Raw genomic sequence first — 26099 nt, 5'->3', positions numbered from 1 at the left:
TGCAGTAAATGATAATTGAGGATGTTCAGTACAGAATCGTGTTTGACAGCCGGGGAAATCCGACTGTTGAGTGTGAGGTGTTCACCGAGGCAAGTTCTGGCTCGGCAATAGCTCCGAGTGGAGCGTCAACAGGTAGTGAGGAGGCCGTTGCCGTTGACCCTTTCAGAATCGAGGAAATAGAGGAAAAGGTATCGAGAGCACTTATCGGCATCAGTATTTTTGATCAGAGAGAAATCGACAGGACCCTCAGGGATGAAGACGGCACGGATAATTTCTCCAACATTGGTGGCAATTTCGCGATAACCGCAAGCATCGCTTCTGCAAAAGCTGCTGCAAATGCTCTTGGTATTCCCCTTTTCCAGTATCTTGGGGGGGTGGCAGCAGAGGTTGTGCCGTATCCGCTTGGAAATGTTATCGGTGGTGGAGCACATGCTGCAGGGTCTACGAGCATTCAGGAGTTTCTGATCATTCCTGTTGGTGCAGAAAGCTTTTTTGAATCCCAGTTCATCAACACTCGCGTTCACGCTGAACTGAAAAAGATATTCAGGGAGAAGAACATCTTTGCAGCGAAGGGTGATGAGGGTGCATGGGCTGCCCAGATTACTGACGAACAGGCCTTCGAAATCCTGCAGGCTGCAATAGACAGGGTTGAAGATGAGTACGGGGTTGAGGTTAGAATTGGTGTTGACGTTGCAGCAACCGAGCTATGGGATGGGAGCCATTATGTGTACAAGGACAAGAAACTCTCCCCGGAAGAGCAGATATCCTACATAGCTGAGCTTGTTGATAAATACGGTCTGCTCTATGTTGAGGACCCCCTCCACGAGAACGACTTTGAGGGATTTGCTGAGCTGACAAAGCAGGTCAAAACCATGGTGTGCGGAGATGACCTGCTGGTTACAAATGTCGGGAGGATTGAGAGGGCGATTGAATACGGATCGGTTAATACTGTACTGATCAAACCGAACCAGATTGGAACGCTTTCTGAGACTGTTGATGCCATCCGACTGGCAAAATCAAGGAACTGGGATGTTGTTGTGTCTCACAGAAGTGGAGAAAGCGAAGACCCAGCTCTGGCACATATTGGTGTTGCATTCAACGCAACATTAATAAAGACGGGTGTTGTTGGGGGGGAGAGAATTTCAAAGCTCAATGAACTCATCAGGATTGAGGAAATGATTGACGCGATAATGGCTGAGATAAGGTGGTAAAAATGGTGAAGGAAAGAGAGAGCATGATGAGAGAAACGGAGGAGGGATATGAATACCTGGTACCTCCCGATGAGTACCTTGCGGCCGGTGTGCATATAGGGACTCAGATAAAGACCGGGGATATGAAGAAGTTCATATACAAGGTCAGACCCGATGGGCTTTACGTTCTTGACATCAGGATCCTTGACGAGAGGCTGAAGCTTGCCGGAAAATTCCTGGCGAAGTACACTCCAGCAAAGATTCTTGCGATCTCAGCGAGGCAGTACGGGCAGAAACCGGTGATTATGTTCTCAAAGGTTACCGGAGCGGACTACGTTATTGAGAGATTCGTACCCGGCACGCTCACGAATCCTGCAATCAAGGAATACAGGGAGCCTGACGTCATCATCGTTACCGACCCGGCCATTGACAAACAGGCTGTTGAGGAAGCCACAGACATCGGTATCCCAGTGGTTGCGCTCTGCGATACAAACAACAGCCTTGCAAACGTTGATTTTGTAATTCCGACAAACAACAAGGGCAGAAAAGCTCTGGCACTTGTTTACTGGATTCTTGCAAGGGAGGTGCTCAGGAACAGAGGTTTCAAGGAATTCACGTACAGTGTTGAAGATTTTGAAGCAGAAATTTAATCTATAAAGTTTTATTATTACATTCGCAACAAGGGAAACTGTAAATATCCCCTTGCAAATCTTTTTTCTGTGAAGTTCGCCCATCTTGCTGATGTTCACCTTGGCTACCGGCAGTATGGTAGTGAGAACAGGGCGCTGGATTTTGCCCAGGCCTTCAAAAAAGCAGTTGAATTTTCAATTTCGGAAAAGGTTGACTTCATTCTCATTGCCGGAGACCTGTTTCACAAGAAGAGCGAGATGGATCCGATAACTCTCGCACAGGCCACGACCGTTCTGGAAAAAACAGATGTGCCGGTCATAGTTGTGGAGGGCAATCACGATTCAACGTATTTCAGGGAGAGGTTTACCTGGATGGATTATCTGACCATTCAGGGACACCTGATAAACCTGAAACCCTCATTTCAGGACGGGAAACCTGTCCTTGATGAATGGGATGGGAGGAGCGGGAGCCACATCGATGTGGGTGATGCGAGGATTTATGGCCTGAAGTATTACGGTATGCTGACCGAGAAAATTCTTGAGGACTATCTGCCTCTCGTGGAAAAGGGGGATTTTACGATCTTCATGTCTCATTTCGGGATTGAGGGTTACATGAACATTTACGGCTGTATCAGTTCTGAGAAGCTGTATGGTTACCGGGATACCATAAATTATGTGGCTCTTGGACACATACACAAGAAATATGTTGAGGATGACTTCATCTTCAATCCCGGAAGTCTGGAGAGCTGTGACATTTCTGAGTTCTCATTTGAAAAAGGCATATTTGTTGTTGAGTATGACGGTGAGCTGTCGTACAGGCATGAATGCATGTTCTACAAACCGAGAGTGTTCAGAACTTTTGAGGTGGAGTTCAGGAGCTATTCCCAGTTGAGGGATGAGCTTCTTAAGATGAAAGGCAGTTCGGGAGAGGTTGTGCACATAAAACTGAAAACTTCGACAAACATTGACAGGGACAAGGTTGAAAAAATTGCACGAGAAACTCTTGACCCGCTCGTTCTGAGGATAGAGGTTGATTATTCAAGGGGAATCTTTCAGGCACTTGATGTTTCGCTGAAAGATGTTAAAGGGCTTGAGAAGAACGTTATTGCAGGCATTCTCACGGGATTCGGGTACGAGGACATCGCTGAAGAGGTGCTGAGACTGAAGGAACTTTTCCTTGCAGGTAAGCTGGATGATGTTGATGACTTTGTTGAGTCCATCGTTGGTGCAAAAATAAAGGATGCTGAGAGAGAGCTGAGGGAAGAGGAGAACTCTGGAGATGCTGAGGATGAAGAGGAGTGGCGGTGGTGGGAGGGGAGATGATTCGGGAGGTTTACATTGAAAATATCAAGAGCTATAAATCTCAGAAAATAACCTTCACGAAAGGTCTGAATGCAATAATTGGAGAAAATGGAGCAGGAAAGTCAACGATACTTGAATCCATAGGCTTTGCGCTGTTCAATTCGCTCCCGTACAACATCTCCGATTTCATAAGGAGGGGAGAACTGAAGGGTGAAATACGAATAAAGTTCGAAAGCCCGGCTGACGGAAGAGTTTACAGGATTGTCAGGAGAATTGACAGGGACAGGACGGCAGAATATTATGTTGAGGATCTTGAACTCGGCAGAATTGCTGAGGGGGTAAAGGATGTAAAGGGCTGGGTCAGAAATCATCTTGGACTTGACGTTGAGCCAGAGGTGGTTTTTGAGAACGCTATAGGGGTCAATCAGGGCAACATAACCTCACATTTTCTGCTTCCCCCATCAGCGAGGGAGAATGTATTTTCGCCCCTTCTTGGAATTGAGAAATACAAGAGAGCGTTTGAAAAAAGCAGAGATTACGAAAATTTTCTGAAGGACAGGCTTACCGCGGTTGAAAAGGAGATTCTGAGAATCGAGGAGAAGATTAAAAATCTGGAAAGGCAGAAAGATGAGCTTTTAAAGAGGAAAGGACAGGTTGAAGCTCTGAGGACTGAAAAAGAAAAACTCGAAAAAGAGCTAAGTTCGGTTGTGGAAGAGTTCAGAGAGATGGAAAAGCTCGAAAAGGAAATTGAAAGACTTGAAAATGAGAAAAAGATTGTTCAGAATGCTCTGGATTTTAACAGATCTGAGCTTAGTAAGGTAGAGTCCAGATTGAAGGCGATAGATGTGTATGAAGCTGAAATTGCCACCCTGAAAGAACACTACGAGTCTTATTTGAAGTTGAACGATGAGCTATCAGGGCTTGAAAGTGAGATTGAAAAGCTGGAGAACAGGATAGGAGAGCTTGAGAAGACAAGAGATGTGCTTCTGAGGACTGAAGAGCGATACGGGCAGCTAAGGGCAGAAATAGAGAACAAGAAAAAAAGGCTTGAGAATTACAAAGAGGTAAGGAAAAAAGCTTCGATTGAGGAAACGCTGAAGAACAAGCTTAATGAGATTGAGAGGGCTGAAAGCGAGCTGAAAAGCAAGATCAGAATTGTTGACGATTACCGGGAAAGGCTGAAAAAACTTGAATCTGAGCTTGAAGATATCAAAAAAACCAGAAGTGCAAGAGAACAGCTGCTTAAAGCTCTGAACAGGCTGGAAGGGATAGAGGAGAAAAGAGATAGGCTGAGAGAGGTGCTGGGGAACTTAGAGCAGAGAAAGAACACACTCGAAAAGACCATTGAGAAAATCGGGTCGGGTGTGTGTCCAATTCTGAATGAAAGCTGTGAAAGAGTCAGGGGGGAGAGAGTGAAGCAGGAGAGGGAACTTGAGGAGCTTACCAAGAAGATGGAGGACATTCGTAAAAAACTTGCAAAGGCAGAAGAACTCGTTTCAAAGAAAATTGAGATTGAAAAGAGGCTCTCTCTTATAACTCAGAAGCTTGAGAAGGAAGATGAGCTCTCTGAGGAGATTGGATCTCTCAGAGAAAAGCTTGAGGAAGAGCGGAGGAACATTCGCTCGCTTGAAGGGATAATTTCTGGGAAGGATGAAGTGGTAAAAGAGCTTGAGAATGTTGAGGGCAGCCAGAAGGAACTTGCCGTACTTGAAAGACTCAGGGAGGAGGTTGAATTAAAGGTCAGGGAACTTGCAGACATTCACAGGCGTGTTTTGGAGCTACGAGTAAGTCTGGGGCATTATGACGAGATGCGGAAAAGGCTCGATATGCTGAGGGGAATGAGGCGGGAGCTGAACAGTAAAGTTGAGGGTCTGAGGGAAAAATACGACCGTTATCTGTATCTGAGCGGGATTGTAAAAGAAAAGAAGCCTCTTCTTGAAAAGAAATCGGAGCTTGAGACGACCATTGAAAAACTTGAGAAGGATTACGGTCATATTACGGATAACCTGGCCAATCTATACCGGAAATTTGACAGGGAGAAGTACGATATGCTGAACTCCAGAATTGAGAAATTGAGGAGCAGTATCCATGAAAAGGCAGGAGAAATCAGAGCAATTGAGAGCATGATTTCAAGAATCGAACGGGAACTCGAGGTACTGGAAGAACTTGAAAGGGACTTTGAAAAACTGTCATCTGAAAAAGAGAAGACAGAGAAAAAACTTGAATTCGTCAGGGATCTGAGAGAAATTTTCAGGAAAGCTGTTCCTGAGCTTGCAAGGGTGTATTCCGAGGTGATATCTGCAGATGCGACGAGGATTTTCTGCGAGATAATGGATGATTACTCGTGGCAGATAGAATGGAAGGAAGATTACGGAATCAGGGCAAAGTATATGGGCAGAGATATAGATTTCAGGCAGATGAGTGGAGGAGAGCAGATGGTGGCCGCCATAGCGGTCAGACTGGCACTTTTAAAGGTTCTGTCATCCACCTCGTTCATATTTCTCGATGAGCCAACACAGAACATGGATGCAGATAGGAGAAGAAATCTGGCTCAGCAGATTTCAAAGATATCCGATTTCAAGCAGATTTTTGTGATAAGCCACGATGACACCTTTGAAGAGATGGTCGAGAACGCCATAAGGGTGAGAAAGGAGAATGGGGTAAGCGTGGTATGAAAGAGGGTAAGCTCTTTGAGAATCTGCCCGAATTCGTGAAGGTTGCAAAGAGTTTGAGAGCCGAAAAGATAAGGTTCAAAGCGGAAAAGAGGATAATTGGCAGTCTTGACGAATTTGAGGTGCTTGATGGGCTAAGGATACTGGGAGCGGATGGAAGCCAGATATCTCCTCTCAAGGAGTTTGGAATCCCGATCGGGGGGGTACAGTCAGCCGGAATTACAGTCCATCACGGTAAAGGCGAGTTTGAAGTTAAATATCTGAACAAGATTGTGTTTGACCAGTACCTCGAGCTTGAGAGGTTCAGGCTTGAGGTCGAGATTATAAAGCAGAATCTTGAAAAGGTTGATTTTGCGTTTTACGATGGGAGTCTTTCTGCTCTCTATCTGTCTGAGCTGAGCGAAAGGCTCTCCATGCAGTACAGAAAAGAAATTGAAGAGCTTGTAATGCTCTCCGAAAAATATCAGACTCCTGTCATAGGTTATGCAGACCGAAGCTATATGAGAGACCTCGGTCTTGGAATCTATGATAGCTACGTTCTCAGCGATTTTCTCGATATCAGCGAGTATCTTCCTGCAATCAGAACTTCCTCTCCACTGATTGCCATGTATATTAAAGTGAATCCATCTCTTCCTGTGAGGGTCGAGATTCCCGAATGGTGTGAGGGCATGCAGGACGAGATTGCAAAGGTCATCATGGCAGAATGCAGGCTCGGTTCGACAAAAGGCTATCCTTACATTCTTGAAAGGGCGCACAAGTATGCAAAGATAAGTGAGGGTGAGAAGAGGGCGTTTATGCGGGCTGTAAAAAGTTCTGGAATCTCATTCAAATACATAAGCAAGGTGATTGAATGAGGGTGTGCAAAGTTATTTCGCGAAGAGAGTTTGAGGCTGAAGGCGAAATCGATATAGGTGTTTTTGCAAAAACCGGGAATCTTCTCTCCATAAGCTCCGAAGTGAGGCAGGAAGAGGATGAGCTCGGAAAGTACCTGAGCGACGAGGATATTGAAAGGCTGAGAAATTTTCTGCCAGACCTCGAGCAGCCCAGGACATACACGAGATTTACGGTACTGATGGATGTGAACGGTGGTTTGACGGGGGTACCGAAAGTGGGTGAGGAGATTGAGGTCCTGAATGATGAAGACATCCGAAAAGCCCATACAATTTCGGGAGAATTCAGGATGCCATATCTGCCATATCTCATGAAAAAAGACGTTGAACTGGCAAAGATTGTGATTTTGAAACTTTTCAGATTATTTCCGGAAGAGCGAGACATTCTTGAAATGATTTTGGCCGAAATAGAGTACAGCGTTATGAGAGAGGTGGATTTATGAAGGTGGGCATTGTTAAAGGTCCTGCTGAGAATCCCTACGAGTTCAGGTTCATAACCCCAGACAGCAAAGCCCTGAAGGTTGGAGAATTTGTTTATTATGTTCATGAGGGGAAGAAGGTACTCTGCAGAGTGATGAAGCGTCTGCCACTGAGACACTATCCCGACATCTATCTGTCCAACCCTGACGTCGAACCGGGGAGGATTCTTAAGGTTCTGGGTCTTTCCAGCAGGGAATATGACCTTTTCGAGATGAGGGCAGTGATTCTCGGATATTACAGCAGAGAGCTTGGTTTTGTCAACCCGAGAATTCCTCCGAAACCAGGACAGGCAGTCTTTCTTGCCGAAAAAGACGTTATCGAGGAAGCACTGCTCAGGAAGAGAAAGGGGGAGCTTGGAAGTATCCATGCGGGATTCTTGCTGAACAGGGATGAGGACATACCCATAGTTCTCGACACCTCACTCACTGTAAGCGAACACCTCGCAATTCTTGCCGGAACGGGAAGTGGAAAGAGCTATCTTGCTGGTGTTATTGTAGAGGAGCTTTTAAAGCCCTACAACAGGGCAAGCGTCCTCGTCTTCGACCCTCATGGGGAGTATCACACCCTCAAAGAGGTCGAAGGGCTGGACGAGTTCTCGGAGGGTGGTTACAGACCAAGTGTCAGGATATACGGCAGGGAGGACATAAAGCTCAGAGTCAGTGAGCTTGATTACGATGAAATCGTAAACCTCCTTCCGAATCTCACAGAAAAAATGGAGGCGACCCTGAACAGGATTTACAGGGATCTGTCTGAGAGGGAAAATTTCACGAGCGGAGACATTATTGCCAGGATTGAGGAGATGAAGAATAACGAGGAACTTGCAGAGTCAACAGCAAGCGGTTTGATATGGAGAATAAGGCGATATCTGCTTGAAATGGAAATTATTGATGATTACAGGCACATGAGTCTGAAAGACCTGCTGAAACCGGGGCAGGCCAGCATACTTCAGCTCACCGAAATGAACGATCTTGAACAGGAAATTCTTGTTTCCGCCCTCATGAAGAGGATACTCAAGGCAAGAATAAACGCAGAAAAGGGGCTGGACGGAGAGAAACTCGATTATCCTGTTTTCGTTATCGTTGAAGAGGCACATCGCTTCGCCTCGAAGGATTCAAGGAGTTATGATGTTCTGAGAACGATACTGAGTGAGGGCAGAAAATTCGGTGTTGGAGTGTGTCTGATAAGTCAGAGGCCATCGAAAATAGACAGCGACATTCTGAGCCAGTGCATGACCCAGATAATCATGAGAATTGTTAATCCGGCTGATCAGGAGAACATAAGAAAGAGTGTTGAGAGCATAGGCAGGGAGATGATTGAGGAGCTGCCTGGACTTACTAAGGGTCAGGCAATTGTTGCCGGAGTTGCCGTGAACACTCCTGTTCTGATGAGGGCCAGAAAAAGACACACGAGCCACGGAGGGGCGAGCAAGAACGCACCGGAGGAATGGATCAGGTGGAGCGAGAAAGGAGAGAGCAAGGGGATTTTTGTGGATGGAAGGGCAAGGCTGTTCTGGGATGAGGATTGACGTCTGGCTTTTCCGGAACGGATACTTTGAAAGCAGGAGCAGGGCCAAGCTGGCCGTGAAAAAGGGTCTTGTACTCGTGGATGGTAGGGTTGTGAAGCCCTCCTATGATGTGAGGGGCGACGAAAGAATTGAGGTGCTTGAGGAGGGAAAGCCAGCAGGGTATTTCAAGCTGAGGGAGATTGACAGGCAGTGGAATTTATTTGAGGGAGTAAAAGTGGTTCTCGATCTGGGAAGCAGTGCTGGAGGTTTTCTGATGTATGCAAGCGAGAGGGCAGGGACGGTAATTGGAATCGAGTTCAGCAGGGAATTTGAGGAAGCTCTGAGGAATGTTGGTAGGGAAAGGAAAAACATCAGAGTTTTCATTGCAGATGCCTTCTCTTTCGATATTTCACTCCTGCCGGAAATTGACCTGATTCTGTGTGATTTGACTCTTGAGCCGGACTCTTCCCTGAAGGCTCTCAGTAGGTTTCTTCCCAAACTGAGAAAAGGAGGTAGGATTCTCTTTGTTTCCAAAGGAAAGGAAGCGAAATTTGATGGTTTCAGAGTTCTGAGAGTGATGAGGGCAGAGGAGAAGAGAGAATGGTACTACCTGCTTGAGGTGGTGTGAAGCGGGAAACCTTTATAAGTTTGACCATATCACGCCTGGATGTGCTTCCAGCTTACGTGGCTCTCGGTGGTATGTTTGGAGCGCTTGCCAGATACGTGCTTTCAGGCCTGATTCAGAATGGCAGGTATTTTCCCGCCGGCACTCTTGGAGTTAACGTTATTGGTAGCTTCTTTCTCGGATTCTTCATGTTCTCTTCGGAATATTTTGGCCTCTTCTCTCAGGAAGTCAGAGCTTTCATTGCAATAGGTTTTCTCGGATCATTCACAACGATGTCCACATTCAGCTATGAATCTTTCCGCCTGCTTTCTGAGGGAAATCTCATATATTTCCTCGCAAATGTCCTGCTGAATGTTGCGGGATGCATTGCTGCTGTATATGCAGGAAGAGCATTTGCTCTTGCACTCTGGAGGATGGTAATGTGAGAGAGGGTATTCTTCTCAGGATTTACATAGGTGAGAGCGACAGGTATGAGGGCAAGCCCCTGTACAGGTATATTGTCGAATTCTGCAGGAAAGAAGGTATAGCCGGGACAACCGTTTTGAGGGGTATGCTCGGTTATGGAAAATCGAGTGTGATTCACAACTCATCCATACTGAGGCTTTCGGCCGACCTTCCCGTTGTCATCGAGATTGTCGATGATGTTGATAAAATCGAGAGAATAAAACCAATGCTGGCAGAAATAGTCAGGGAGGGTCTGATAACCGAAGAAAGGGTAAAAATAATAAGTTACACAGGGAGAGAAGAGGGTTAAATCGAATCAATTACTTTTTTGAGTTTCTCTTCTACTGTGCTGGCAACCTCCATCACTTCCTCGTTTCCAAACTGCTCTGCAAGTTTCAGGGGAGCCACGGCCGAAACAACGACCCTGCCATTTTCCTCGTAAACAACGACATTGCAGGGCATCAGCAATCCGAAGTCTCTGTCAGCCCTGAGGGCTTGGCTGGCGTAATGGGGGTTGCATGCTCCGAGAATGATGTAATTGTCGAAATCCTCACCTGTTTTTTCCTTTATCGTTTTTCTCACGTCTATCTCACACAATATCCCGAAACCGTTTTCAGCAAGCTTCTCCCTTGCCTTTCTCACGGCCTCTTCAAAACTGAGGTTAACTGTCTTTTTGTATCCAAGCATGGTTTAATGTCTGTGCAGGTTTGAGATAATGGTGTGGGTCTTTTGCATCTGACTGCAAAACCGCTTCACTGCTGATGTCTGTTCAGGCCGGTGGATTTGCAAAACATTTATCTTTTTAGCAAAACAGCTTTTGAGTGGTATGAAAAGGTTGAAGATTCACGTTAGCGGTGTGGTTCAGGGTGTGGGTTTCAGATACTTTACCAGGCAGAGGGCCAACGAACTCGGAATTAGAGGGTATGTTGCAAACCTTCCTGATGGCCGTGTTTTGGTTGTTGCAGAGGGTGATGAAAAGACTCTCGATAAATTCATCTCAGCACTGAAAGAGGGCCCTAGGCTGGCCAAGGTTACCGGGCTTGAGATTGAGGAAGAAGACTACACAGGCGAGTTTGATAAGTTTGAGGTAAGGTATTAGCATGTTGACCAAGAGGATTATTCCCTGTCTGGATGTAACCCTTGATGAAAAGGGGGCAAGGGTTGTTAAGGGAGTGGAGTTTGTAAATCTCAGGGATGCAGGAGACCCCGTTGAGATGGCAAAGAGATATGATGAGGAAGGAGCTGACGAGCTTGTTTTTCTTGACATTACTGCCTCAGCTCACGGCAGGAAAACGATGGTTGATGTTGTGGAGAGAACCGCTGAGGAGGTCTTCATACCCTTCACGGTCGGTGGAGGGATTAAAAGCGTCGAGGATATCAATCTGATGCTGAGTTCCGGAGCGGACAAGGTTTCAATAAACACTTCAGCAGTAAAGAATCCAGAACTCGTGCGGGAATCTGCGAGAATCTTCGGGTCGCAGTGCATAGTTGTTGCCATAGACTGCAGGAGAAATTTCGACCTGAGCAGGGGAAAGTACGTGGTGGAGCTTGAGGATGGCAGTGAAGCATGGTATGAGGTGGTTATCTATGGCGGAAGGAAACCGACAGGGATTGATGCAGTGGAATGGGCGAAGAAGGTTGAGGAGCTGGGGGCGGGAGAGATTCTGCTCACGTCTATGAATCGTGATGGGACGAAGGATGGTTATGACATCCCTATAACGAGAAAGATCAGCGAGGAGGTCAGCATACCTGTGATAGCTTCAGGCGGTGCAGGTAAGCCCGGGCATTTTCTTGAAGCCTTTGAGGACGGTATGGCGGATGCGGCCCTTGCTGCAAGCGTTTTTCATTTCAGAGAAATCGGGATTGCTGAGCTGAAAAAATATCTGAGCGAGAATGGTGTAGCGGTGAGACTCTAATCCTCTTTGAGAGCAATGACTTCGATCATCAGCTCCGCATCTTTTGGCAGTGCGGATACTTCAACGACTGATCTGGCCGGCTCGTGGGGGAAGTATTGTCTGTAAATCTCATTGAATCTCCCGAACTTGCTGACATCTCTAAGATAAACGGTTACCTTTACGACCTGGCTGAAGTCTGCTCCGGCAGATGCAAGAATTTTTCCGACATTTTTCAGAGTTTTTTCGACCTTTTCTTCGAATTCGGCGTTTTTAACGTCATCCGGCGGTATCTGGCCGGAAAGAAATATTAGCTTTCCTGCCTCAACAGCATGGCTGTACGGCCCGGCCTTTGGCACATCTTCCGAATTAATTCGTTTCATGACTTACAAGTATCGGAGAAACATGTTAAATTTTGCCATCATTCTCGCCAGAAATGTCGATGTGGACGAAAGCCTCGCCTACCTCTTCAATTTCTCTCAGCCTCTTCTTCACCTCTGTCCCGATGTCATGTGCCTCTTTGAGCGTTTTGTCTTCTGAGACCTCAATGTGTATGTCCACCTGAAGGTCCTTCCCGACGTAATGCGCTCTGAGGTCGTGTATGCCTTCCACACCATCCACGCTCTCTGCAGCATCCTTTATTTTTTCCAGAGTCTCCTCAGCCGGGCACATTCCGGTGAGGTAGTGTATGTTTTTCTCCATGATCTCAAATGCCGCTTTTGCTATCATCGCCGCCACTGCAATTCCTGCGAGCGAATCTCCATAGATGAACCCGAATTTCTGGAAGAGAAGGCCTGCCAAAACGGCGATGCTGCTGAGAACGTCACTTCTGTGGTGATATGCATCTGCTATCAGAATCTGGTTGTTGAGTCTCTTCCCCGCCCTGAGCGTGTACTGGGTCAGCGCCTCCTTGGACACTATCGAGAATATCACCACTCCGAGCATGATCTCATTGACCTGAATAAATTCTGCAGACGAAATCCTTTTCAGAGCCTCTCTACCAATTTCATAGGCTGTTAGGATCAGTATTACGCCTATGATGAATGCAAAAAGAGGTTCGAATCTTGAGTGCCCGAAAGGGTGAGTTTTGTCGGGCGGTTTGGAGGATATCCTTACCCCTATGTAGCCTATTGATGTTCCGAGGATATCTGAGATTGAGTGAATCCCATCAGAGATTAGCGCGAGGCTGGAATAGAGAATACCTGTGATTATTTTTATTGCTGCTATTCCGATATTGGCCACGATTCCGACGGCGAGAACCCTGTAGGGATTCATACTACTCCGGTAACCCCTTTTCAATATATCTTTTGTGCTTTTGAAGCTGGCGGTGTTTTTCAGCTGAGTCTCACCAGGGGACGTTTTTGAGTCTCAGCAGGTATGCCATGTAGTTTATGAGGCGGTGAAGGAGAGGCGTAATTATTATTCCAGCAACGATTGTTTCAGGAGTGAATATTTCCCAGAAGCTTTCATGAAGAGTGGCCATCAGGTATGCCACCACAAGAAAATCGAGCTGGTCGAGCAGGGGAGCTTTATCTCCTCTTTCGATACCTATCCTTCTTTTTATGAAACTGCCAGCAATATCTCCTAAAAGAGAGCCGAATGACAGGAGAAAAAATAACTGAAGGGCTGATAAAAACGGGATTGCCGAGAACACGGAAAATCCGAAGAGGAGTTCGATTCTGTACTGTATAACTCCTGTCAGCAAGCCTCCTGCAAGACCACCGAGGAATCCCCTGAATGTTTTTCCATTTCCGAGGATCCTTCTACCATCCACAAAGTTTTTCCCCAGATCGATTGGTTTTCCACCACCGGTTATGACTGCGAAATTATTGGGAGTATATGCGGGAAGGAGAATCCAGATAGCTGTAAGCAGGATTTCAAGCATAAGACTCGGATACGAAATGTTGATATATCCTTTTCGATAAAGATGTTTGAATATTATTGGAGGTGAACGAATGAGTAAAGTTGATTACCTGACAAAATCACTCTGTCCTGAATGTTTAAGGATAATCGATGCAAGAGTGTATGAAGAAAACGGGAGGGTGACGATCAGCAAAACGTGCCCTGACCACGGGGATTTTGAGGATGTCTACTGGGGAGACAGCAGGATGTTCAGCAGGGCGATGAAATATGCCCATGATGGACACGGGATCGAGACCCCAACTGTCGATGGTTTCGACTGTCCGTTTACCTGTGGTCTCTGTGTGGGGCATAAGAGTCATACCGCTCTCCTCAACATCGTTCTTACCAACAGGTGTGATCTTGCGTGCTGGTACTGCTTCTTTTACGCTAAAAAAGCGGGATACGTTTACGAGCCGACCATAGATCAGATTGTGGAAATAGTCAGAAAGGCGAAGAACATGAAGCCCGTTGGAGCCAACGCCGTCCAGCTTACCGGAGGAGAACCAACGCTCAGGGATGACCTCGTGGACATCATAAGGGCAATAAAGGCCGAGGGCATAGATCACATCCAGCTGAACTCAAACGGTGTCCGGCTGGCGAGGGATCCTGATCTGGCCTTGAAACTTAGAGAGGCAGGAGTGAATACCCTGTATCTCTCTTTCGATGGTGTTGATCCAGAAACGAATCAGAAAAACCATTATGATGTGCCAGGTGTTCTTGAAAATTGCAGAAAGGCAAATCTGGGTGTGGTGCTCGTTCCGACAGTTATAAGGGGCGTGAACGATAATCAGCTTGGAGACATCATCCGCTTTGGTTTTGATAACATCGATATTGTCAGGGGTGTTAACTTCCAGCCCGTGAGCATTACGGGCAGCGTTCCGAGAAAGGAGAGAGAGAAGATCAGGATAACCATACCTGATGCAATAAAGAAGATAGAGGAGCAGACTGGAGGGGAGATAGCGAGGGAGGACTTCTATCCTGTCCCGAGCGTGTCTCCCATTTCCCACTTCGTTGAGGCCATTACCGGAAATCCCCAGTACGAGCTGACAACACATTTTGCCTGCGGAATGGCGACTTATGTTTTCAAGATTGATGGAAAAATGGTTCCAATAACCAGAATCGTTGATGTGGAAGGTTTGTTTGAGTATCTGAACGAAAAAGCTGAGGAAATTGGCAAGAGCAGGATGAAAACGATCAGAACCCTTAAAGGAATCATTGATCTCAGGAAGTTCGTGGACTCCTCCAAGGCACCCTTTGATCTGAGCAGAATACTGTTCGACATTCTTGTGAGGCATGACTACTCCTCTCTCGGGAAGTTCCACATGGATGCTCTCTTCATCGGCATGATGCATTTCATGGATCTCTACAACTACGACATATCGAGGGTGAGGAGGTGCGAGATACACTATGGCACCCCGGACGGCAGAATAATCCCGTTCTGTGCCTTCAATGTGATTCCCGAGGTTTACAGGGATAAGATACAGGCTAAATACGGAATACCGATAGAGGAATGGGAGAGCAGAACGGGACGAAAGCTTCAGGACGACATTGTAAGGGTTGTGAGGAAAAAGACATGAGAGCATTTTTTATTGGCAGATTTCAGCCATATCATCTTGGGCATCACGAAGTCCTGAGGGAAATTTTTTCGGAAGTGGATGAGGTTGTCATAGGTATTGGAAGCGCTCAGGAAAGCCATACCATAGAGAACCCGTTTACTGCAGGAGAAAGAATAATGATGGTTGACAGGGCGGTGGGAGAGATCAAAGATCCGGGGCAGAAGGTTTACATAGTGCCACTTGAGGACGTTTACAGGAACAGCCTGTGGGTGAGTCATGTAGTTTCAATGACTCCCTATTTTGACGTCATCTACAGCAACAATCCTCTTGTGATCAGGCTTTTCAGGGAGGCTGGTTTTGAGGTCAGGCGAACGAGGATGTTCAACAGGATGGAGTACCATGGAACCGAGATAAGGAGAAGGATGATCTCCGGGGAGAGGTGGGAAGACCTGGTCCCGAAGCCGGTCGTCGAGGTTATTGAGGAGATCGACGGCGTGAGGAGGATAAGAGAGATTGCGAACACTGACTTCTGAAACCATTGTGGTTGAGTGGAGCTGGAATTTTGTTGCCCGTCTGAAAGACGGGATGGTTTTGGAGGCATGGTTTACTGGGGAGAGTGTGGAGGAGTCGGTTGAATCCGAATTCGCATATAATCTGAAAAAGAGACTTGAACGTTACTTTAAGGGCAGGGCGGTAGATTTCGACGATGTAAACGTTCGCTACCCAACACCGTTTTCCGAGAGGGTTTTGAGAGTTGTCAGATCAATACCTTTCGGAATGGTTGAAAGCTATTCTTCAATCGCAGAAAAGGTGGGAACGTCTCCGAGGGCTGTGGGTGTGGCTCTCAGAATGAATCTGGTGCCGGTAATCGTTCCGTGCCACCGGGTGGTTTCAAAGGCGGGCATCGGTGGTTATTCTCAGGGTGAGGGCATTAAAAAGGCCCTTCTCGAACTCGAATCAAAGTTTCATGGGAAACTTTAAAAATCGCAGTTATTGCTTTCCCTGTGGATCTGCTCAAGTACATCTTTCTGATAAACAGGCATGTCAGGAAAGAGGTTCAGAGGGAACTCGGGGGGAAGCTGAACTTTCTCGAGTTCAAGGTTCTTCTGACCGTTTACAGGGGTGTGGAGTCCCAGATTGATATTGTTGAGGAAACCGGACTCAGCAAGGGTACAGTCTCTAAGGCGCTTAAAAAACTCGAAGAGGGTGGTTTTATCGTAAGAAAGAGGTCTGGCAGAAAGTACGCTGTTGAACTGACTGAAAGTGGCCAGAGCATCATGCAGGAGTTTGAAAATCTCACGGACGTTCTTGGCAGAAAGATGCTTGCGGGTTTCAGAGAGGAGGAAATAAACGCCCTGGAGAGTTTTTTCAGAAAAATGCTTGAGAATCTGGAGGAGAGATGATGAAAACAGAGGGCGTCAGGATACTTCTCGGTGAGCCTGAGAAGGCCATCATAAAACTCTCCATCCCCATGATGATCAGCAACCTCGTCTTCAACCTGTACAATTTTGCCGATGGAGTCTGGGTTGCGGGACTTGGTGCAGAGTCCCTGTCTGCAATCGGACTCTTTATGCCACTTTTCCTGATGTTCATCTCTCTTTCAATGGGTCTTGGAATTGGAGCCAGCTCAGCCATTTCAAGAAGGATAGGTGCGAAGGACAAGCGTGGTGCAGACAATGTGGCCCTGCATGCACTGCTGATGTCCATTGCTGTTGGAATAATTATTACATCAACGTTCTTCAGGCTTGAGGACATCCTCTCACTTCTCGGTGCGAGCGGTGAAGTTTTGCAGGAGGCCTTGGTGTATTCCAGGATAATCGTTGCCGGAGGGATGCTCATAGTCTTCAACAATGTGGCAGTCGGAATACTGAATGGAGAAGGGAGTGCAAAGAAAACAATGTATGCGAACGTTGCGGGTTCGCTGATGAACATAATTCTCGACCCGATTCTGATATACTGGGCAGGTATGGAGATTGCGGGAGCAGCGGTTGCAAGCGTGCTCTCGATGCTGATATCGACTGCGGTAATCATTTACTGGCTCTTTTTCAGCAACAGAACGTTTGTGGAGGTGAAACCCTCACATTTCAGACTGAGCAGGAAGATATTTTTCGACATTCTGAGGGTGGGGATACCGTCCGCCTTTGCAATGCTCACGATGTCGGTCGCAGTGATTGTGATAAACTCGCTGATCATAAGGGTGGACAGTGCGGATGGCGTTGCCGTTTTTACCAGCGCGTGGAGGTTCGTTCAGTTCGGCTTCATACCCCTTTTCGGGTTTGCCGGGGCTGCTACTGCTGTGATCGGTGCAGCATTTGGTGCGAGAAATATTGACAAGCTTGAGAGAGCCTACAGGTATGCCATCAAGCTCGGTGTGAAAATTGAGGTTGTTTTTCTCACCATAACGTATCTCGCCTCTCCATACATTGCCATGGCCTTCACGTACAGTCAGGCAAGTGCTAGGCTTTACGATGATATAGTTCTCGCTCTCAGAATCCTTCCGGTTTTTCTTCCATTTGCACCCCTGGGAATCACCACATCTTCCATGTTTCAGGGTGTGGGAAGGGGAGAGTATTCGTTCGTTATAACGCTCATGCGGACAATACTCTTTCAGATAACCCTTGCATACGTTCTCGGAATTTTCTTTGGATTTGGTCTCAGGGGCATCTTTACTGGCATAGCAACCGGAAACATAATGAGCGGGATCATAGCAGTCACCTGGGGTCTGACTTTTATCAAAAATCTTAGGAGAGATGTTGCATGAGAAGGTCGGTTTTAATGGCCGTCACCATCACCTCTTTCATGACCCCCTTCACCCTCTCGTCCGTGAATGTCGCTCTGCCCTTGATAGCATTTGAGCTTAAGGCAAGCACAACCGAGATGAACTGGATTGCGACGAGTTTTCTCATCTCATCAGCCATTTTTCTGATTCCGTTTGGCAGGCTGGCAGATATTCGTGGCAGGAAGTCGCTCTTTATAACCGGAACTGCAGTATTTTCTCTCGCATCGTTGCTTGCGGCATTTTCCTCCACTCCAGGAATGCTCATTGCATTCAGATTCCTTCAGGGGATTGGAGGAGCCATGATTTTCTCCACAGGTATTGCGATGCTGACATCTGCATTTCCGCAGGAGGAGAGGGGTAAGGTTCTGGGAATCAATACAGCTGCAGTTTACACGGGCCTGAGTGCGGGTCCGTTTGTTGGGGGGATGCTGACATCGAGTTTTGGCTGGAAAAGCGTGTTTCTGGTGACTTTCATTGCCGGGGTGTTCGCTCTGGCCGTCTCTGTAAGAAAAATAAAAACAGAATGGGCTGAAGCTGAGGGTGAGGGGTTTGATTATGGCGGCAGTCTGCTGTACGGCATGACAATTCTATTTTTCACTCTCGGAGCCTCGGAAAGACATGGCCAGTACATGCTGCTGCTTTCTCTGCTTTCCTTCCTTGCATTTTTTGTCTGGGAAAGAAGACAGGTGTATCCTGTGGTAGACCTGAAACTTTTCACGTCGAATCTACCCTTTGCGCTGTCAAATCTCTCTGCACTGCTCAACTACTCGGCGACATTTGCACTGACGTATCTCCTGAGCGTTTACCTCCAGCTTGTCAGAAACCTCGATCCCGGAAGGACGGGAGCGATTCTTGTTGCCCAGCCCATTGTCATGGCTCTGCTCTCTCCGCTGGCGGGCTGGCTCTCTGACAGGATCGAACCCAGGTATGTCGCCTCTCTGGGAATGCTGTTGAATGCTCTGGGCCTCTTCATGTTTTCGGGAATAACCGCGAATACTGCTGTAACGACCCTTGTTCTCTACCTTGCCATTATGGGGACGGGCTTTGCTCTGTTCAGCTCCCCCAACACAAACGCGGTTATGAGTTCAGTGGAAAGAAGGTTTTACGGCGTCGCCTCAGCCACCCTTTCAACGATGCGGGTCGTTGGACAGACCATGAGCATGGTCATCGTCATGCTGGTTTTCTCCTCAACAATCGGGACTGCAATGGTGTCTTCGATAGACCCTCTGGACCTCGTGAGGGCCATGGGTACTGCGTTCACGATTTTCGCAGGTCTGTGCACGTTGGGAATATTCACGTCGCTTTTCAGGGGAAACATCAGACAGTAATGTTATTAAAAACTGTAACAGACTGGATTCATGTGCCTTTCAAAACGGGAAAGGGAATTCATCAATGACTGGCTGAGTTATATGGATGGTGAAATAACTCTTTCCGACTTTGTTGCCAGGTGGAAGAGTGAGGGAGATGACTGGAAGGTGTACATGCGCGTTATGAGGCACAGAATCAATAAAAAGTACCGAAGGATGCTGAATGACCTGATACTCATGAAGAAATTTCTGGAGCTGGAATATCATCCCTGAGGTTTCTGGAAATACAGGTGGAATACTGCACCATCTCTGTCAGAGCTTTCGGCATAAACCCTTCCGCCATACTTTTCCATGAGCTTTCTGACGATGTACAGTCCGATGCCCGTGCTTCCCGAGAGGCTGAATCCCTCTTCAAAAATTTTGTCAATATCTGTTTCAGATATGCCGGTTCCGTAGTCCTTCACGACCACGTGGATGTATTCTCCTTCGTCTTTTATTTCGAAACTCATCTTTTCGGATTTTCCGTGCTTTATTGAGTTGCTGATGAGGTTATCCAACACGGAGTAGATACCTGCATCTGCGATAACCTCTGCATCGCCTTTGATTTCAAAATCTATATGGTAGTTCCGGGCAACGTCTTCAATAACCTCTTTGAGCCTGAATTTCTCGAATTCGGAATCCTTTATTATTCTCTCCACATCTCCCAGTGTTTTAATTGTTCTTGAGGCCTTGTCGATCCTGCAGGTCATTTTATCACAGAACTGGCAATGGTCTCTCCCAAGCTCCGCATACCCTCTAATGGCGGTCAAATCGTTCAGCAGATCATGTCTCAGAACTCTGTTAACGACTCTGAGATTCTCCAGGGCTTTCTGCAATTCGTTTCTGTTTTTCTCAATCTCCTCTATCGCAAGATTTATGGAATCCAGCAGCTCTGATATTTCATCATCGCCATCATCCGTGAGCTTTTTCTCTGCCCTGAAACCGTGTTCTCTGATGTTCACCATGTAATTTCTGATTCTCTGAATTCTTCCGAGAATATCTCTATCGAAGAGATAGTATCCAACTGTGGAGAGAATTGCCGTCAGAAATATGAAAACATAGATACTTTTTCTCAGCGCATCAAGTACCACGGGTTCCAGCCGGTCCTCATAACCTATCGTTATGTATCCGACCGTCTCTCCGTTAAGACTTTTGACCGGGATGTACCTGGCGAACTTCATCTGGAGTTCATCCGGCTTGGTTACGAAGCCGATGACCTCTATCTCGAAAATGTCCTTCAGCTCCTTGAAATAGTTTTCATCTATTCTGTCCAGAAGGATGTATGCCGTCCCCTTCGCTCTATTCACGTCAGCACAGACTATGTAGAGTGTGTCCAGCTTTTCGAACCCGCACGCCGTTCCATCAATTCCGGAATTGTTGACCATCTGAACGAATTTAAGGGGTGCGGGTATGTTTCCGTTCGTAATAACGGTAATACTGGTTCCATTTTCCTCAACAGCGATGAATCCGTCCAGGTGGTAATTCTCCAGCATTATCTGTTTTATCTTGCCGGTGTTGTTTCCGTTATATGCCAGCTCAAAGAACTCCATGTATGATTTCAATTCCATTGTTTCCTCTGAAAGCACTTCCGTCAGTGACCTCTCACCATCATCCAGAAGGTCCTGAAAATACGCCTGCTTGGCGTTGAAAATCAGGTGACCGGTTATTCCGAAGTTTATTATGTAGAACGCAATTAGAAGTCCGGTAATTGTGAACGCAGCTTTAAACCTGAGTTTCATTCGATTGTAGAGTTTGTTCAGGCTTAATTTAATCTTTTCCTATAACGGCGTGATGTGTGTCAATCCTTGACAATCTTTGCCACGAAGAATCCTGAGCATCTGTGGATGTGAGGATATACTCTCCTGGCCTTTTTCAGCTCGTTGTCAAGCTTCATGTTCCCGATTTTGGTGAGTGCCGGCACACCGTATCCCACTTCCTCCAGATGAATCCTGTATTTATTGAGTATTTCGTTAATCACGAGTTCATTCTCCTCAGGTGTAAGGGAGCAGGTGGAGTACACGATAATTCCATCTTTCCCGATTGACTTAATGGCAGACTCGAGCATTCTGGTTTGCAGTGACGAACAGAACTTTATGTCCTCCATGCCTCTCGAGATTTTTCTCGACGGGTCTTTGTGGATGATCCCCTCCCCGGTGCATGGAGCGTCAAGGAGGATCTTATCCGCTTTCATGCCGAGCCTGTAAAATTCGGCTGAATTCATGTGCAGTACAGCAGTGTTCAGAACGCCCATTCTGTGCAGATTATCTATCAGTGCAGGTATTCTCTCCCTGTTTCCTTCAATGGCAAGCAGTTTATCTCTGTTATCCATGAGCTGGGCAATCATTGTGGTTTTACCACCAGGTGATGCTGCAAAGTCTATCACGAACTCCCCTGCATCGGGGTTCAGGGCCAGCGGGGGGATGCATGAGCTTTTGTCCATGATGTAGTAGTATCCCATCAGGTATTCCGGTGTCGCTCCAATGCTGTATGGCTCCTCTACGACTTCGTAGCAGAACCTCACATCTGTCTCTCTCAGCCTGAAACCCCTGTCTTCGAGCCTTCTGATTACTCCGGACTCGTCTGCTTTTATCGTGTTTACCCTTATGTATTTTGGAATGCTTTCCATAGCCTTTACAAGCTTCTCTGCCTCTTCTCTCCCGAAAAATCTCTCCCACCTTCTTATGATGAATTCATCGTATCCGTATTTCTCGGAGAGTTTTCTTGAAAAATCTGAAGATGGGAAATCAAAAATCATCATCTGTCGAAGAACGGGTTTTTGGCCGTAACGGATACCGGGATTCCCATCACCACATCGGATTTAGCAAGTCCGAGCTTCCTGGCTGCCGTGCCAATTCTGTACATGACTCTCGTGTCTGCTCCGAGTATCGAGGCAAGTTTTGCTGCCGAGCCTATTGCAATTCCGAGATCTATGAGCTTGAACGCACAGTTTGGCCCGCTGAAATCCTTGCCCTCTTTCCTTTCGAACTCTTCAAACGCCCTGCAGCTTTCGAATCCGCACGCTCCGCATCCGAGCCCGAGTGTTTTGCTGCCATAAACCCCGATCAGCAGGATTGCATCGGCCTTCTTGACGCTTTCTGCATCTCTGACAAAGTTTTTCTCCCTCGATTCTGCCATTTCAAGCATTTTTTCCACGATCCTGTCTTTCTCCTCTCCCTCTATGACTGCTATCTCCACGTCATCCTCTCCCTTGGATTTCGGTGCAGTCTGCGCTGTCAGCGCCATCAGCTTTGCAGAAAGGACTGCAAGGTCTTTTCTCAGATCCCCGTCAAGCATCCCAATCACCCGGTATTACTTTGACGTCTGAAATAAAAACCCTGTCTTTCACGCAGCCCCGAGCAGAAAACCGATCAACCCGAATAGGAGAGCAATCATTGTCTTCTTTCTCAGACTCCTTATGTCCTTTGTACCAACACCTGAAATGAGTTTTTTAGCAGAATCAAGAAGGAGAACGTCGCAAATCGCAACAGGAATCAAGTACTTGATATCCGCATATTCGGGAATCAGCATTACGGCAAAGCTCAGCAGAATCGCAGTAATGAACAGAAATGCAGAAACCCTGCTGGCTTTCTCTGCCCCGTACATCCTTGCCAGCGTTTTGACGTCTCTGAGAGCGTCTCCTTCAATGTCTTCTATGCCCTTCATGATTTCTCTTGCAAGCCCGGAGAGGAATGCAATTGACGATAGCAGCAGGATTTCAGAATTCAGGTTGCCCGCAACGACACCGCCAAATATGAACGGTGCAGCCATGGAAAAGGCGATGTATGCGTTGCCTGCAAGGCCAAACTCCTTGAGCTTCACGTCGTAAGCATATCCCAGGACGGTAATTCCAAGGGCCAGCAGAAAGGCAGGAATGGATATCAGGCATGCGAAGATAAACCCCGGAACTGCGAAAACTGCGGCAATTATCAGAGCATCTCTTTTGTTCAGTTCTCCTCTGACCAGAGGTCTGTCGAACCTTTTGTTGGCGACATCTACATCGTAATCGAAGTAGTCGTTCAGTGCGAAAGCCGATGCCTGGAGGAATAGAGCGGTAAAAAAGCCGAAAAATGACAGCCTGAAATCGAATTCTCCAAGGGCTATGTATGCTCCGGCGACAACACCAAGGCCGTAAATAAATCCATGTTCGAGCCTGGTCAGCTCCCAGATGGCCTTGCCCGCTTTCATGGTATTGTTGAGAGGTATGCTTCTATCCCCTTCTCGTAGATAACGTTGCCAACAATGATCGTATGGGCGTGCTTCAGCATCTCTGCCGCTTTGTCTCTGCTGTCAATGCCCCCACCGTAAAAGAGCCTCGCCTTTCTGATCACACTTCTGATCTCTCTGACATATTCCGGATCTCCATATCTGCCGCTGTATTCCACGTAGATTACCGGCAGGTTCAGCATCTCTCCAACAACTGCGTAGCTGGCTGCAAGGTCTTTGTCTATGTTGCACAGTGCTCTGGTAACTCTTCCCACTGCGGAATTCTCGTTGAGGACGATGTAGCCCTCGAGAATGACCTTCCTGTCAAAGACTTCCATGAACTGGTCGAGCCTCTCCAGATTCATTCTGACCCACTTGGCATGCTTCCCTGTAATCCACTCTCCGTCGGCAGAATTCAGGACTGTGGGAACAAACAGGTAGTCCGCATCATATATTACATTGGACGGATCAGAGGGTTCGAGGATCGTTGTGAGGCCATAGTCCTTAACCTGTTTGAAAAGGCTCGCAGCCTTCTCGTAGGTAACGTTCTGCGTTCCCGAAACCATCACAGCGTCTGTACCACTATCCGCAACTGCTTTTACAAGCTCTGGGGGATTTGGCCTGTCCGGATCGAGCTTTGTTATATGTCTGAGTTTCTCCAGCATCCTTCAGCAGAATGAGTCTGGAAAATAAAAATGTTTTCTCATCACTTTCTCTTGTTCCTCGGCATGCATATTATCTCCTTTATTTCCATGTTGAAAAACGTGTTCATGTGTGCCGGTCGAAGAATTACGGCAGTATCCGCACCCCTTCCTCTTCCCCCGACTGCGACAATCTCCTCTATTGGTATTGCTCCGCTGTCTGCAGCCATTATGGCGATTTCCACGCAGACCTTCATTCCATGGCCGAAAAGGGACCTCAAAGCTTCGGCTATGGCCTCCGTTCTGCTTGCTCCTCCAAGCTTTCTGCTTATACTTCTTTCAAGCCCGCTCAGGATGTGGCTCTGCCTCACGACCGTAACACCGCTGTTTCTGAGAAAGCTCTCTGTCTCGGGATCCATGCTGTTCTTTCCCTCTTCGTAAAAGCCCGTGTGGTATGTTACGCACACGAGATTCAGGTCTTTCCCCCGGGAATACTCCAGAATTTTCCTTGCGGTATAGCCTGTTGATGATGCAAAGACCACGTGTTTTATTCCTCTTGCCATAGCTCTCTCTATTGCGAGTTTTACGGTCTCGTCCGTGTTGTCCTTACCGGGTTTTTCGAAATAATGTATTTTTTCAACCATCATACTGCGTTCACCCACAGGATTATGGATATAAGCATGACGACGAGGGTCAGGATAAGTGCATAGGTTGCATATTTTGAGTCCCCAAATACGATTGGAATGGGGCCTATGAGCACAACACCTCCGGCTTTAACTTCCCCCTCTTTTTCAAATTCGAAACCGCCTGTCTCCTCAGCGGGGTCGAAATCTGCAGGGCGTGGATGCACGTCCGGGGTTTGGGGGACTTCCACAGTCTCGGTGATTCCCCTGATGAGAAGAAACAGTCCGAGAGCCATTATTGCAATTGCAACATACTCGAGCATATCACCACCTCATGGCCGAGATTGCAATTATTGCTGCGATGGCAATCACTGCGAGAGCCATGATGTCCGGGGAATTTCCGAAAACAACCGGTATGGGACCGATAAGCACGACTCCTCCAAAGCTCACAGACTCTGCCTTTGAAATCAGGTAGAGTGTAAGTCCGAGGGATATGAGGGTGATACCGGAAAAGACCTTGACAGGATTCATGGGAAAATAAATGGTGTCAGGGCTTAAAAACTTCATCGCTCTGGCAGGTGAAGTTTGCCCCCGTGAAGGCATGCATCAGGAATTTGTAGTCTTTCGTGTTTGGTTTTCCGTTTTCAAACGCATCCCCGTGGCTCACATTCACGATCTCCCCCACAAAGAATATGTGGTCCCCCACCTCAACTTCCCTGACGACCCTGCATTCAAGATTTGCCTGACACTCCTTTATGGAGGGGGCGCTTACCTTTTCAGATGGGATAAAGGTTGCACTCATCTTTTCAGCTTTGTTTTCCTTCGCACCGCTTACCGTTCCAGCCACCCACACGTCCCTGAGGAGCTCCACTGTTGGAACTGCTATAACGAAATCTTTCTGCTCCTCAATCAGCTTTCTCGTGTGTCTGGTTTTTCCTATTGCCACTCCGAGAAGAGGGGGATTGAAGCTGAGGGGTACAACCCAGTCTGCTGTCATCGGGTTCGGTTTCTCCACCGTTCCGGCCACAACAAGATAAGTTCTCAGAGGATACAGGTAGCCCAGCATGTTTTTAATTAAGCAGAACTGGAATATATCTCTTTCGTGCAAGTCTGGAAATCTGGTGCTTTCCCGAAAATGCTGCACAAAATTTTTAAAACCACGTGATGAGTAAGGGAAGCATGACTGATAAGATTGTAACAGTCAATATAGGCAAAAAGGGGATTAACGATAATCTGGTAAATGAAATCAACATGATTCTTAAGAAGAGAGGAGTAGTTAAGGTCAAAATGCTCCGGAATTTCAGAAATATGACCATGGGCGGTGTGGATAGAAAAGCCCTTGCGAGGGAAATAGCGGGCATGATTGATGGTGAGCTTGTTGATGTTAGAGGGTTTGTTATGATGTTCAAGAGGTGTTGAAT

The 26099-nt window shown here is 47.1% G+C and carries 33 protein-coding genes; 20 read left to right on the top strand and 13 right to left on the bottom strand.

The annotated features are described in order from the left end of the window. Window positions 1-8 precede the first annotated feature (8 nt). The 10 genes from eno (at window position 9) to GACE_RS07835 (ending at window position 10046) form a co-directional block, all read left to right on the top strand. A complete protein-coding gene (gene eno, locus GACE_RS07880) occupies window positions 9-1211 on the top strand; it encodes a phosphopyruvate hydratase (RefSeq protein ID WP_048092520.1) in 1203 nt (400 codons plus the stop codon). A gap of 2 nt (window positions 1212-1213) precedes the next feature. After that, complete coding sequence (gene rpsB / locus GACE_RS07875; RefSeq protein WP_318249173.1) at window positions 1214-1840, top strand: 30S ribosomal protein S2; 627 nt, start codon at window positions 1214-1216, stop codon at window positions 1838-1840. A gap of 69 nt (window positions 1841-1909) precedes the next feature. Beyond that, on the top strand, window positions 1910-3142 hold the full coding sequence (locus tag GACE_RS07870; RefSeq protein ID WP_052400257.1) for a metallophosphoesterase family protein: 1233 nt from the start codon (window positions 1910-1912) through the stop codon (window positions 3140-3142). Continuing rightward, a complete protein-coding gene (locus GACE_RS07865; protein ID WP_148305951.1) occupies window positions 3139-5796 on the top strand; it encodes an AAA family ATPase in 2658 nt (885 codons plus the stop codon). Before GACE_RS07870 ends, GACE_RS07865 begins: the two co-directional genes overlap by 4 nt. Continuing rightward, complete coding sequence (locus GACE_RS07860; RefSeq protein WP_048092518.1) at window positions 5793-6647, top strand: DNA double-strand break repair nuclease NurA; 855 nt, start codon at window positions 5793-5795, stop codon at window positions 6645-6647. The genes GACE_RS07865 and GACE_RS07860 overlap by 4 nt, the downstream gene beginning before the upstream one ends. Continuing rightward, window positions 6644-7126, top strand: coding sequence for a hypothetical protein (locus GACE_RS07855; RefSeq protein WP_048092517.1), 483 nt, complete (start codon window positions 6644-6646; stop codon window positions 7124-7126). The genes GACE_RS07860 and GACE_RS07855 overlap by 4 nt, the downstream gene beginning before the upstream one ends. Next, entirely contained in the window at window positions 7123-8688 is a 1566-nt protein-coding gene (locus GACE_RS07850; RefSeq protein WP_048092515.1) for an ATP-binding protein, read from the top strand. The genes GACE_RS07855 and GACE_RS07850 overlap by 4 nt, the downstream gene beginning before the upstream one ends. Next, complete coding sequence (locus GACE_RS07845) at window positions 8678-9295, top strand: S4 domain-containing protein (protein WP_048092513.1); 618 nt, start codon at window positions 8678-8680, stop codon at window positions 9293-9295. Before GACE_RS07850 ends, GACE_RS07845 begins: the two co-directional genes overlap by 11 nt. Then, a complete protein-coding gene (gene crcB, locus GACE_RS07840) occupies window positions 9292-9717 on the top strand; it encodes a fluoride efflux transporter CrcB (RefSeq protein ID WP_318249172.1) in 426 nt (141 codons plus the stop codon). The genes GACE_RS07845 and crcB overlap by 4 nt, the downstream gene beginning before the upstream one ends. After that, window positions 9714-10046, top strand: a complete 333-nt coding sequence (locus tag GACE_RS07835; RefSeq protein WP_048092511.1) for a DUF190 domain-containing protein — start codon at window positions 9714-9716, stop codon at window positions 10044-10046. The genes crcB and GACE_RS07835 overlap by 4 nt, the downstream gene beginning before the upstream one ends. Here GACE_RS07835 and GACE_RS07830 read toward each other — a convergent pair. Next, window positions 10043-10423 carry a DUF302 domain-containing protein gene (locus GACE_RS07830; RefSeq protein WP_048092509.1) on the bottom strand — a complete coding sequence of 127 codons (381 nt, stop codon included), beginning with the start codon at window positions 10421-10423 and terminating at the stop codon, window positions 10043-10045. The two genes, GACE_RS07835 and GACE_RS07830, sit on opposite strands and share 4 nt — an antisense overlap. 139 nt (window positions 10424-10562) lie before the next feature. Between GACE_RS07830 and GACE_RS07825 the strand changes: the two genes are divergently transcribed. Together GACE_RS07825 and hisF are read left to right on the top strand one after the other, a co-directional pair. Next, complete coding sequence (locus GACE_RS07825; protein ID WP_048092507.1) at window positions 10563-10835, top strand: acylphosphatase; 273 nt, start codon at window positions 10563-10565, stop codon at window positions 10833-10835. A gap of 1 nt (window position 10836) precedes the next feature. After that, window positions 10837-11652, top strand: a complete 816-nt coding sequence (gene hisF / locus GACE_RS07820) for an imidazole glycerol phosphate synthase subunit HisF (protein WP_048092505.1) — start codon at window positions 10837-10839, stop codon at window positions 11650-11652. On the opposite strand, the gene GACE_RS07815 is transcribed toward hisF, so the two are convergent. From GACE_RS07815 to GACE_RS07805, 3 genes are all read right to left on the bottom strand, one after another. Beyond that, window positions 11649-12011, bottom strand: coding sequence for a Rid family detoxifying hydrolase (locus tag GACE_RS07815; protein ID WP_048092503.1), 363 nt, complete (start codon window positions 12009-12011; stop codon window positions 11649-11651). The genes hisF and GACE_RS07815 overlap by 4 nt on opposite strands. 25 nt (window positions 12012-12036) lie before the next feature. After that, complete coding sequence (locus GACE_RS07810) at window positions 12037-12903, bottom strand: cation diffusion facilitator family transporter (protein ID WP_048092502.1); 867 nt, start codon at window positions 12901-12903, stop codon at window positions 12037-12039. 70 nt (window positions 12904-12973) lie between these two features. Continuing rightward, on the bottom strand, window positions 12974-13513 hold the full coding sequence (locus GACE_RS07805) for a CDP-2,3-bis-(O-geranylgeranyl)-sn-glycerol synthase (RefSeq protein WP_048092501.1): 540 nt from the start codon (window positions 13511-13513) through the stop codon (window positions 12974-12976). A 70-nt stretch (window positions 13514-13583) separates the two neighbouring features. On the opposite strand from GACE_RS07805, the gene tes reads away from it, so the two are divergent. The 7 genes from tes to GACE_RS07770 are packed head-to-tail and all read left to right on the top strand — an operon-like array spanning window position 13584 to window position 19445. Beyond that, a complete protein-coding gene (gene tes / locus GACE_RS07800) occupies window positions 13584-15107 on the top strand; it encodes a tetraether lipid synthase Tes (protein WP_048092500.1) in 1524 nt (507 codons plus the stop codon). After that, on the top strand, window positions 15104-15619 hold the full coding sequence (locus GACE_RS07795) for a nicotinamide-nucleotide adenylyltransferase (RefSeq protein ID WP_048092498.1): 516 nt from the start codon (window positions 15104-15106) through the stop codon (window positions 15617-15619). The genes tes and GACE_RS07795 overlap by 4 nt, the downstream gene beginning before the upstream one ends. Continuing rightward, complete coding sequence (locus GACE_RS07790; RefSeq protein ID WP_318249171.1) at window positions 15600-16067, top strand: methylated-DNA--[protein]-cysteine S-methyltransferase; 468 nt, start codon at window positions 15600-15602, stop codon at window positions 16065-16067. The genes GACE_RS07795 and GACE_RS07790 overlap by 20 nt, the downstream gene beginning before the upstream one ends. A 23-nt stretch (window positions 16068-16090) precedes the next feature. Further along, entirely contained in the window at window positions 16091-16489 is a 399-nt protein-coding gene (locus GACE_RS07785) for a MarR family winged helix-turn-helix transcriptional regulator (protein ID WP_048092494.1), read from the top strand. Beyond that, window positions 16486-17847 carry an MATE family efflux transporter gene (locus tag GACE_RS07780; RefSeq protein ID WP_048092492.1) on the top strand — a complete coding sequence of 454 codons (1362 nt, stop codon included), beginning with the start codon at window positions 16486-16488 and terminating at the stop codon, window positions 17845-17847. The genes GACE_RS07785 and GACE_RS07780 overlap by 4 nt, the downstream gene beginning before the upstream one ends. Further along, on the top strand, window positions 17844-19193 hold the full coding sequence (locus GACE_RS07775; protein WP_048092490.1) for an MFS transporter: 1350 nt from the start codon (window positions 17844-17846) through the stop codon (window positions 19191-19193). The genes GACE_RS07780 and GACE_RS07775 overlap by 4 nt, the downstream gene beginning before the upstream one ends. A gap of 30 nt (window positions 19194-19223) precedes the next feature. Continuing rightward, complete coding sequence (locus GACE_RS07770; protein ID WP_048092488.1) at window positions 19224-19445, top strand: hypothetical protein; 222 nt, start codon at window positions 19224-19226, stop codon at window positions 19443-19445. On the opposite strand, the gene GACE_RS07765 is transcribed toward GACE_RS07770, so the two are convergent. From GACE_RS07765 to GACE_RS07725, 9 genes are read right to left on the bottom strand one after another with little or no spacing between them, the layout of a single operon-like run. Further along, window positions 19436-20950 carry a sensor histidine kinase gene (locus GACE_RS07765; protein ID WP_048092486.1) on the bottom strand — a complete coding sequence of 505 codons (1515 nt, stop codon included), beginning with the start codon at window positions 20948-20950 and terminating at the stop codon, window positions 19436-19438. The two genes, GACE_RS07770 and GACE_RS07765, sit on opposite strands and share 10 nt — an antisense overlap. 59 nt (window positions 20951-21009) lie before the next feature. Continuing rightward, on the bottom strand, window positions 21010-21969 hold the full coding sequence (locus GACE_RS07760; RefSeq protein WP_048092484.1) for an NOL1/NOP2/sun family putative RNA methylase: 960 nt from the start codon (window positions 21967-21969) through the stop codon (window positions 21010-21012). Then, entirely contained in the window at window positions 21966-22505 is a 540-nt protein-coding gene (locus GACE_RS07755) for a ferredoxin domain-containing protein (protein WP_048093786.1), read from the bottom strand. Before GACE_RS07755 ends, GACE_RS07760 begins: the two co-directional genes overlap by 4 nt. Window positions 22506-22553: 48 nt before the next feature. After that, window positions 22554-23396 carry a UbiA family prenyltransferase gene (locus GACE_RS07750; protein ID WP_048092482.1) on the bottom strand — a complete coding sequence of 281 codons (843 nt, stop codon included), beginning with the start codon at window positions 23394-23396 and terminating at the stop codon, window positions 22554-22556. Next, entirely contained in the window at window positions 23393-24079 is a 687-nt protein-coding gene (locus GACE_RS07745; RefSeq protein WP_048092480.1) for a heptaprenylglyceryl phosphate synthase, read from the bottom strand. Before GACE_RS07745 ends, GACE_RS07750 begins: the two co-directional genes overlap by 4 nt. 41 nt (window positions 24080-24120) lie before the next feature. Continuing rightward, a complete protein-coding gene (locus tag GACE_RS07740) occupies window positions 24121-24699 on the bottom strand; it encodes a pyruvate kinase alpha/beta domain-containing protein (RefSeq protein WP_048093784.1) in 579 nt (192 codons plus the stop codon). After that, a complete protein-coding gene (locus GACE_RS07735) occupies window positions 24699-25001 on the bottom strand; it encodes a TIGR00304 family membrane protein (RefSeq protein WP_202962730.1) in 303 nt (100 codons plus the stop codon). Before GACE_RS07735 ends, GACE_RS07740 begins: the two co-directional genes overlap by 1 nt. 1 nt (window position 25002) lies before the next feature. Beyond that, window positions 25003-25209 (bottom strand): TIGR00304 family membrane protein, encoded by a 207-nt coding sequence (locus tag GACE_RS07730; RefSeq protein WP_048092478.1) that lies wholly within the window; start codon window positions 25207-25209, stop codon window positions 25003-25005. 16 nt (window positions 25210-25225) lie between these two features. After that, window positions 25226-25744 carry a flavin reductase family protein gene (locus GACE_RS07725; RefSeq protein WP_048092476.1) on the bottom strand — a complete coding sequence of 173 codons (519 nt, stop codon included), beginning with the start codon at window positions 25742-25744 and terminating at the stop codon, window positions 25226-25228. 113 nt (window positions 25745-25857) lie between these two features. Between GACE_RS07725 and GACE_RS07720 the strand changes: the two genes are divergently transcribed. Further along, window positions 25858-26097, top strand: coding sequence for a YhbY family RNA-binding protein (locus GACE_RS07720; RefSeq protein ID WP_048092474.1), 240 nt, complete (start codon window positions 25858-25860; stop codon window positions 26095-26097). The last annotated feature ends 2 nt before the right edge of the window (window positions 26098-26099 follow it).

This window comes from Geoglobus acetivorans, assembly GCF_000789255.1.
GTDB classification, from domain to species: domain Archaea; phylum Halobacteriota; class Archaeoglobi; order Archaeoglobales; family Archaeoglobaceae; genus Geoglobus; species Geoglobus acetivorans_B.
Note: the sequence above shows the minus strand (reverse complement) of the source record. Positions and strands in the feature narration are given on the sequence as shown.

What these genes read in the sequence shown, in the direction of transcription:
- GACE_RS07815 (WP_048092503.1), bottom strand. Translation starts at nt 12,011, where the DNA reads ATGAAACGAATTAATTCGGAAGATGTGCCAAAGGCCGGGCCGTACAGC.
- GACE_RS07765 (WP_048092486.1), bottom strand. Translation starts at nt 20,950, where the DNA reads ATGAAACTCAGGTTTAAAGCTGCGTTCACAATTACCGGACTTCTAATT.
- GACE_RS07780 (WP_048092492.1), top strand. Translation starts at nt 16,486, where the DNA reads ATGATGAAAACAGAGGGCGTCAGGATACTTCTCGGTGAGCCTGAGAAG.
- GACE_RS07745 (WP_048092480.1), bottom strand. Translation starts at nt 24,079, where the DNA reads ATGCTGGAGAAACTCAGACATATAACAAAGCTCGATCCGGACAGGCCA.
- GACE_RS07770 (WP_048092488.1), top strand. Translation starts at nt 19,224, where the DNA reads ATGTGCCTTTCAAAACGGGAAAGGGAATTCATCAATGACTGGCTGAGT.
- GACE_RS07850 (WP_048092515.1), top strand. Translation starts at nt 7,123, where the DNA reads ATGAAGGTGGGCATTGTTAAAGGTCCTGCTGAGAATCCCTACGAGTTC.
- GACE_RS07845 (WP_048092513.1), top strand. Translation starts at nt 8,678, where the DNA reads ATGAGGATTGACGTCTGGCTTTTCCGGAACGGATACTTTGAAAGCAGG.
- GACE_RS07730 (WP_048092478.1), bottom strand. Translation starts at nt 25,209, where the DNA reads ATGAATCCTGTCAAGGTCTTTTCCGGTATCACCCTCATATCCCTCGGA.
- GACE_RS07825 (WP_048092507.1), top strand. Translation starts at nt 10,563, where the DNA reads ATGAAAAGGTTGAAGATTCACGTTAGCGGTGTGGTTCAGGGTGTGGGT.
- GACE_RS07830 (WP_048092509.1), bottom strand. Translation starts at nt 10,423, where the DNA reads ATGCTTGGATACAAAAAGACAGTTAACCTCAGTTTTGAAGAGGCCGTG.
- GACE_RS07855 (WP_048092517.1), top strand. Translation starts at nt 6,644, where the DNA reads ATGAGGGTGTGCAAAGTTATTTCGCGAAGAGAGTTTGAGGCTGAAGGC.
- rpsB (WP_318249173.1), top strand. Translation starts at nt 1,214, where the DNA reads ATGGTGAAGGAAAGAGAGAGCATGATGAGAGAAACGGAGGAGGGATAT.
- eno (WP_048092520.1), top strand. Translation starts at nt 9, where the DNA reads ATGATAATTGAGGATGTTCAGTACAGAATCGTGTTTGACAGCCGGGGA.
- GACE_RS07865 (WP_148305951.1), top strand. Translation starts at nt 3,139, where the DNA reads ATGATTCGGGAGGTTTACATTGAAAATATCAAGAGCTATAAATCTCAG.
- GACE_RS07810 (WP_048092502.1), bottom strand. Translation starts at nt 12,903, where the DNA reads ATGAATCCCTACAGGGTTCTCGCCGTCGGAATCGTGGCCAATATCGGA.
- GACE_RS07740 (WP_048093784.1), bottom strand. Translation starts at nt 24,699, where the DNA reads ATGGTTGAAAAAATACATTATTTCGAAAAACCCGGTAAGGACAACACG.
- hisF (WP_048092505.1), top strand. Translation starts at nt 10,837, where the DNA reads ATGTTGACCAAGAGGATTATTCCCTGTCTGGATGTAACCCTTGATGAA.
- GACE_RS07805 (WP_048092501.1), bottom strand. Translation starts at nt 13,513, where the DNA reads ATGCTTGAAATCCTGCTTACAGCTATCTGGATTCTCCTTCCCGCATAT.
- GACE_RS07775 (WP_048092490.1), top strand. Translation starts at nt 17,844, where the DNA reads ATGAGAAGGTCGGTTTTAATGGCCGTCACCATCACCTCTTTCATGACC.
- GACE_RS07760 (WP_048092484.1), bottom strand. Translation starts at nt 21,969, where the DNA reads ATGATGATTTTTGATTTCCCATCTTCAGATTTTTCAAGAAAACTCTCC.
- GACE_RS07750 (WP_048092482.1), bottom strand. Translation starts at nt 23,396, where the DNA reads ATGAAAGCGGGCAAGGCCATCTGGGAGCTGACCAGGCTCGAACATGGA.
- GACE_RS07735 (WP_202962730.1), bottom strand. Translation starts at nt 25,001, where the DNA reads ATGCTCGAGTATGTTGCAATTGCAATAATGGCTCTCGGACTGTTTCTT.
- tes (WP_048092500.1), top strand. Translation starts at nt 13,584, where the DNA reads ATGAGTAAAGTTGATTACCTGACAAAATCACTCTGTCCTGAATGTTTA.
- GACE_RS07725 (WP_048092476.1), bottom strand. Translation starts at nt 25,744, where the DNA reads ATGCTGGGCTACCTGTATCCTCTGAGAACTTATCTTGTTGTGGCCGGA.
- GACE_RS07720 (WP_048092474.1), top strand. Translation starts at nt 25,858, where the DNA reads ATGACTGATAAGATTGTAACAGTCAATATAGGCAAAAAGGGGATTAAC.
- GACE_RS07755 (WP_048093786.1), bottom strand. Translation starts at nt 22,505, where the DNA reads ATGCTTGACGGGGATCTGAGAAAAGACCTTGCAGTCCTTTCTGCAAAG.
- GACE_RS07795 (WP_048092498.1), top strand. Translation starts at nt 15,104, where the DNA reads ATGAGAGCATTTTTTATTGGCAGATTTCAGCCATATCATCTTGGGCAT.
- GACE_RS07860 (WP_048092518.1), top strand. Translation starts at nt 5,793, where the DNA reads ATGAAAGAGGGTAAGCTCTTTGAGAATCTGCCCGAATTCGTGAAGGTT.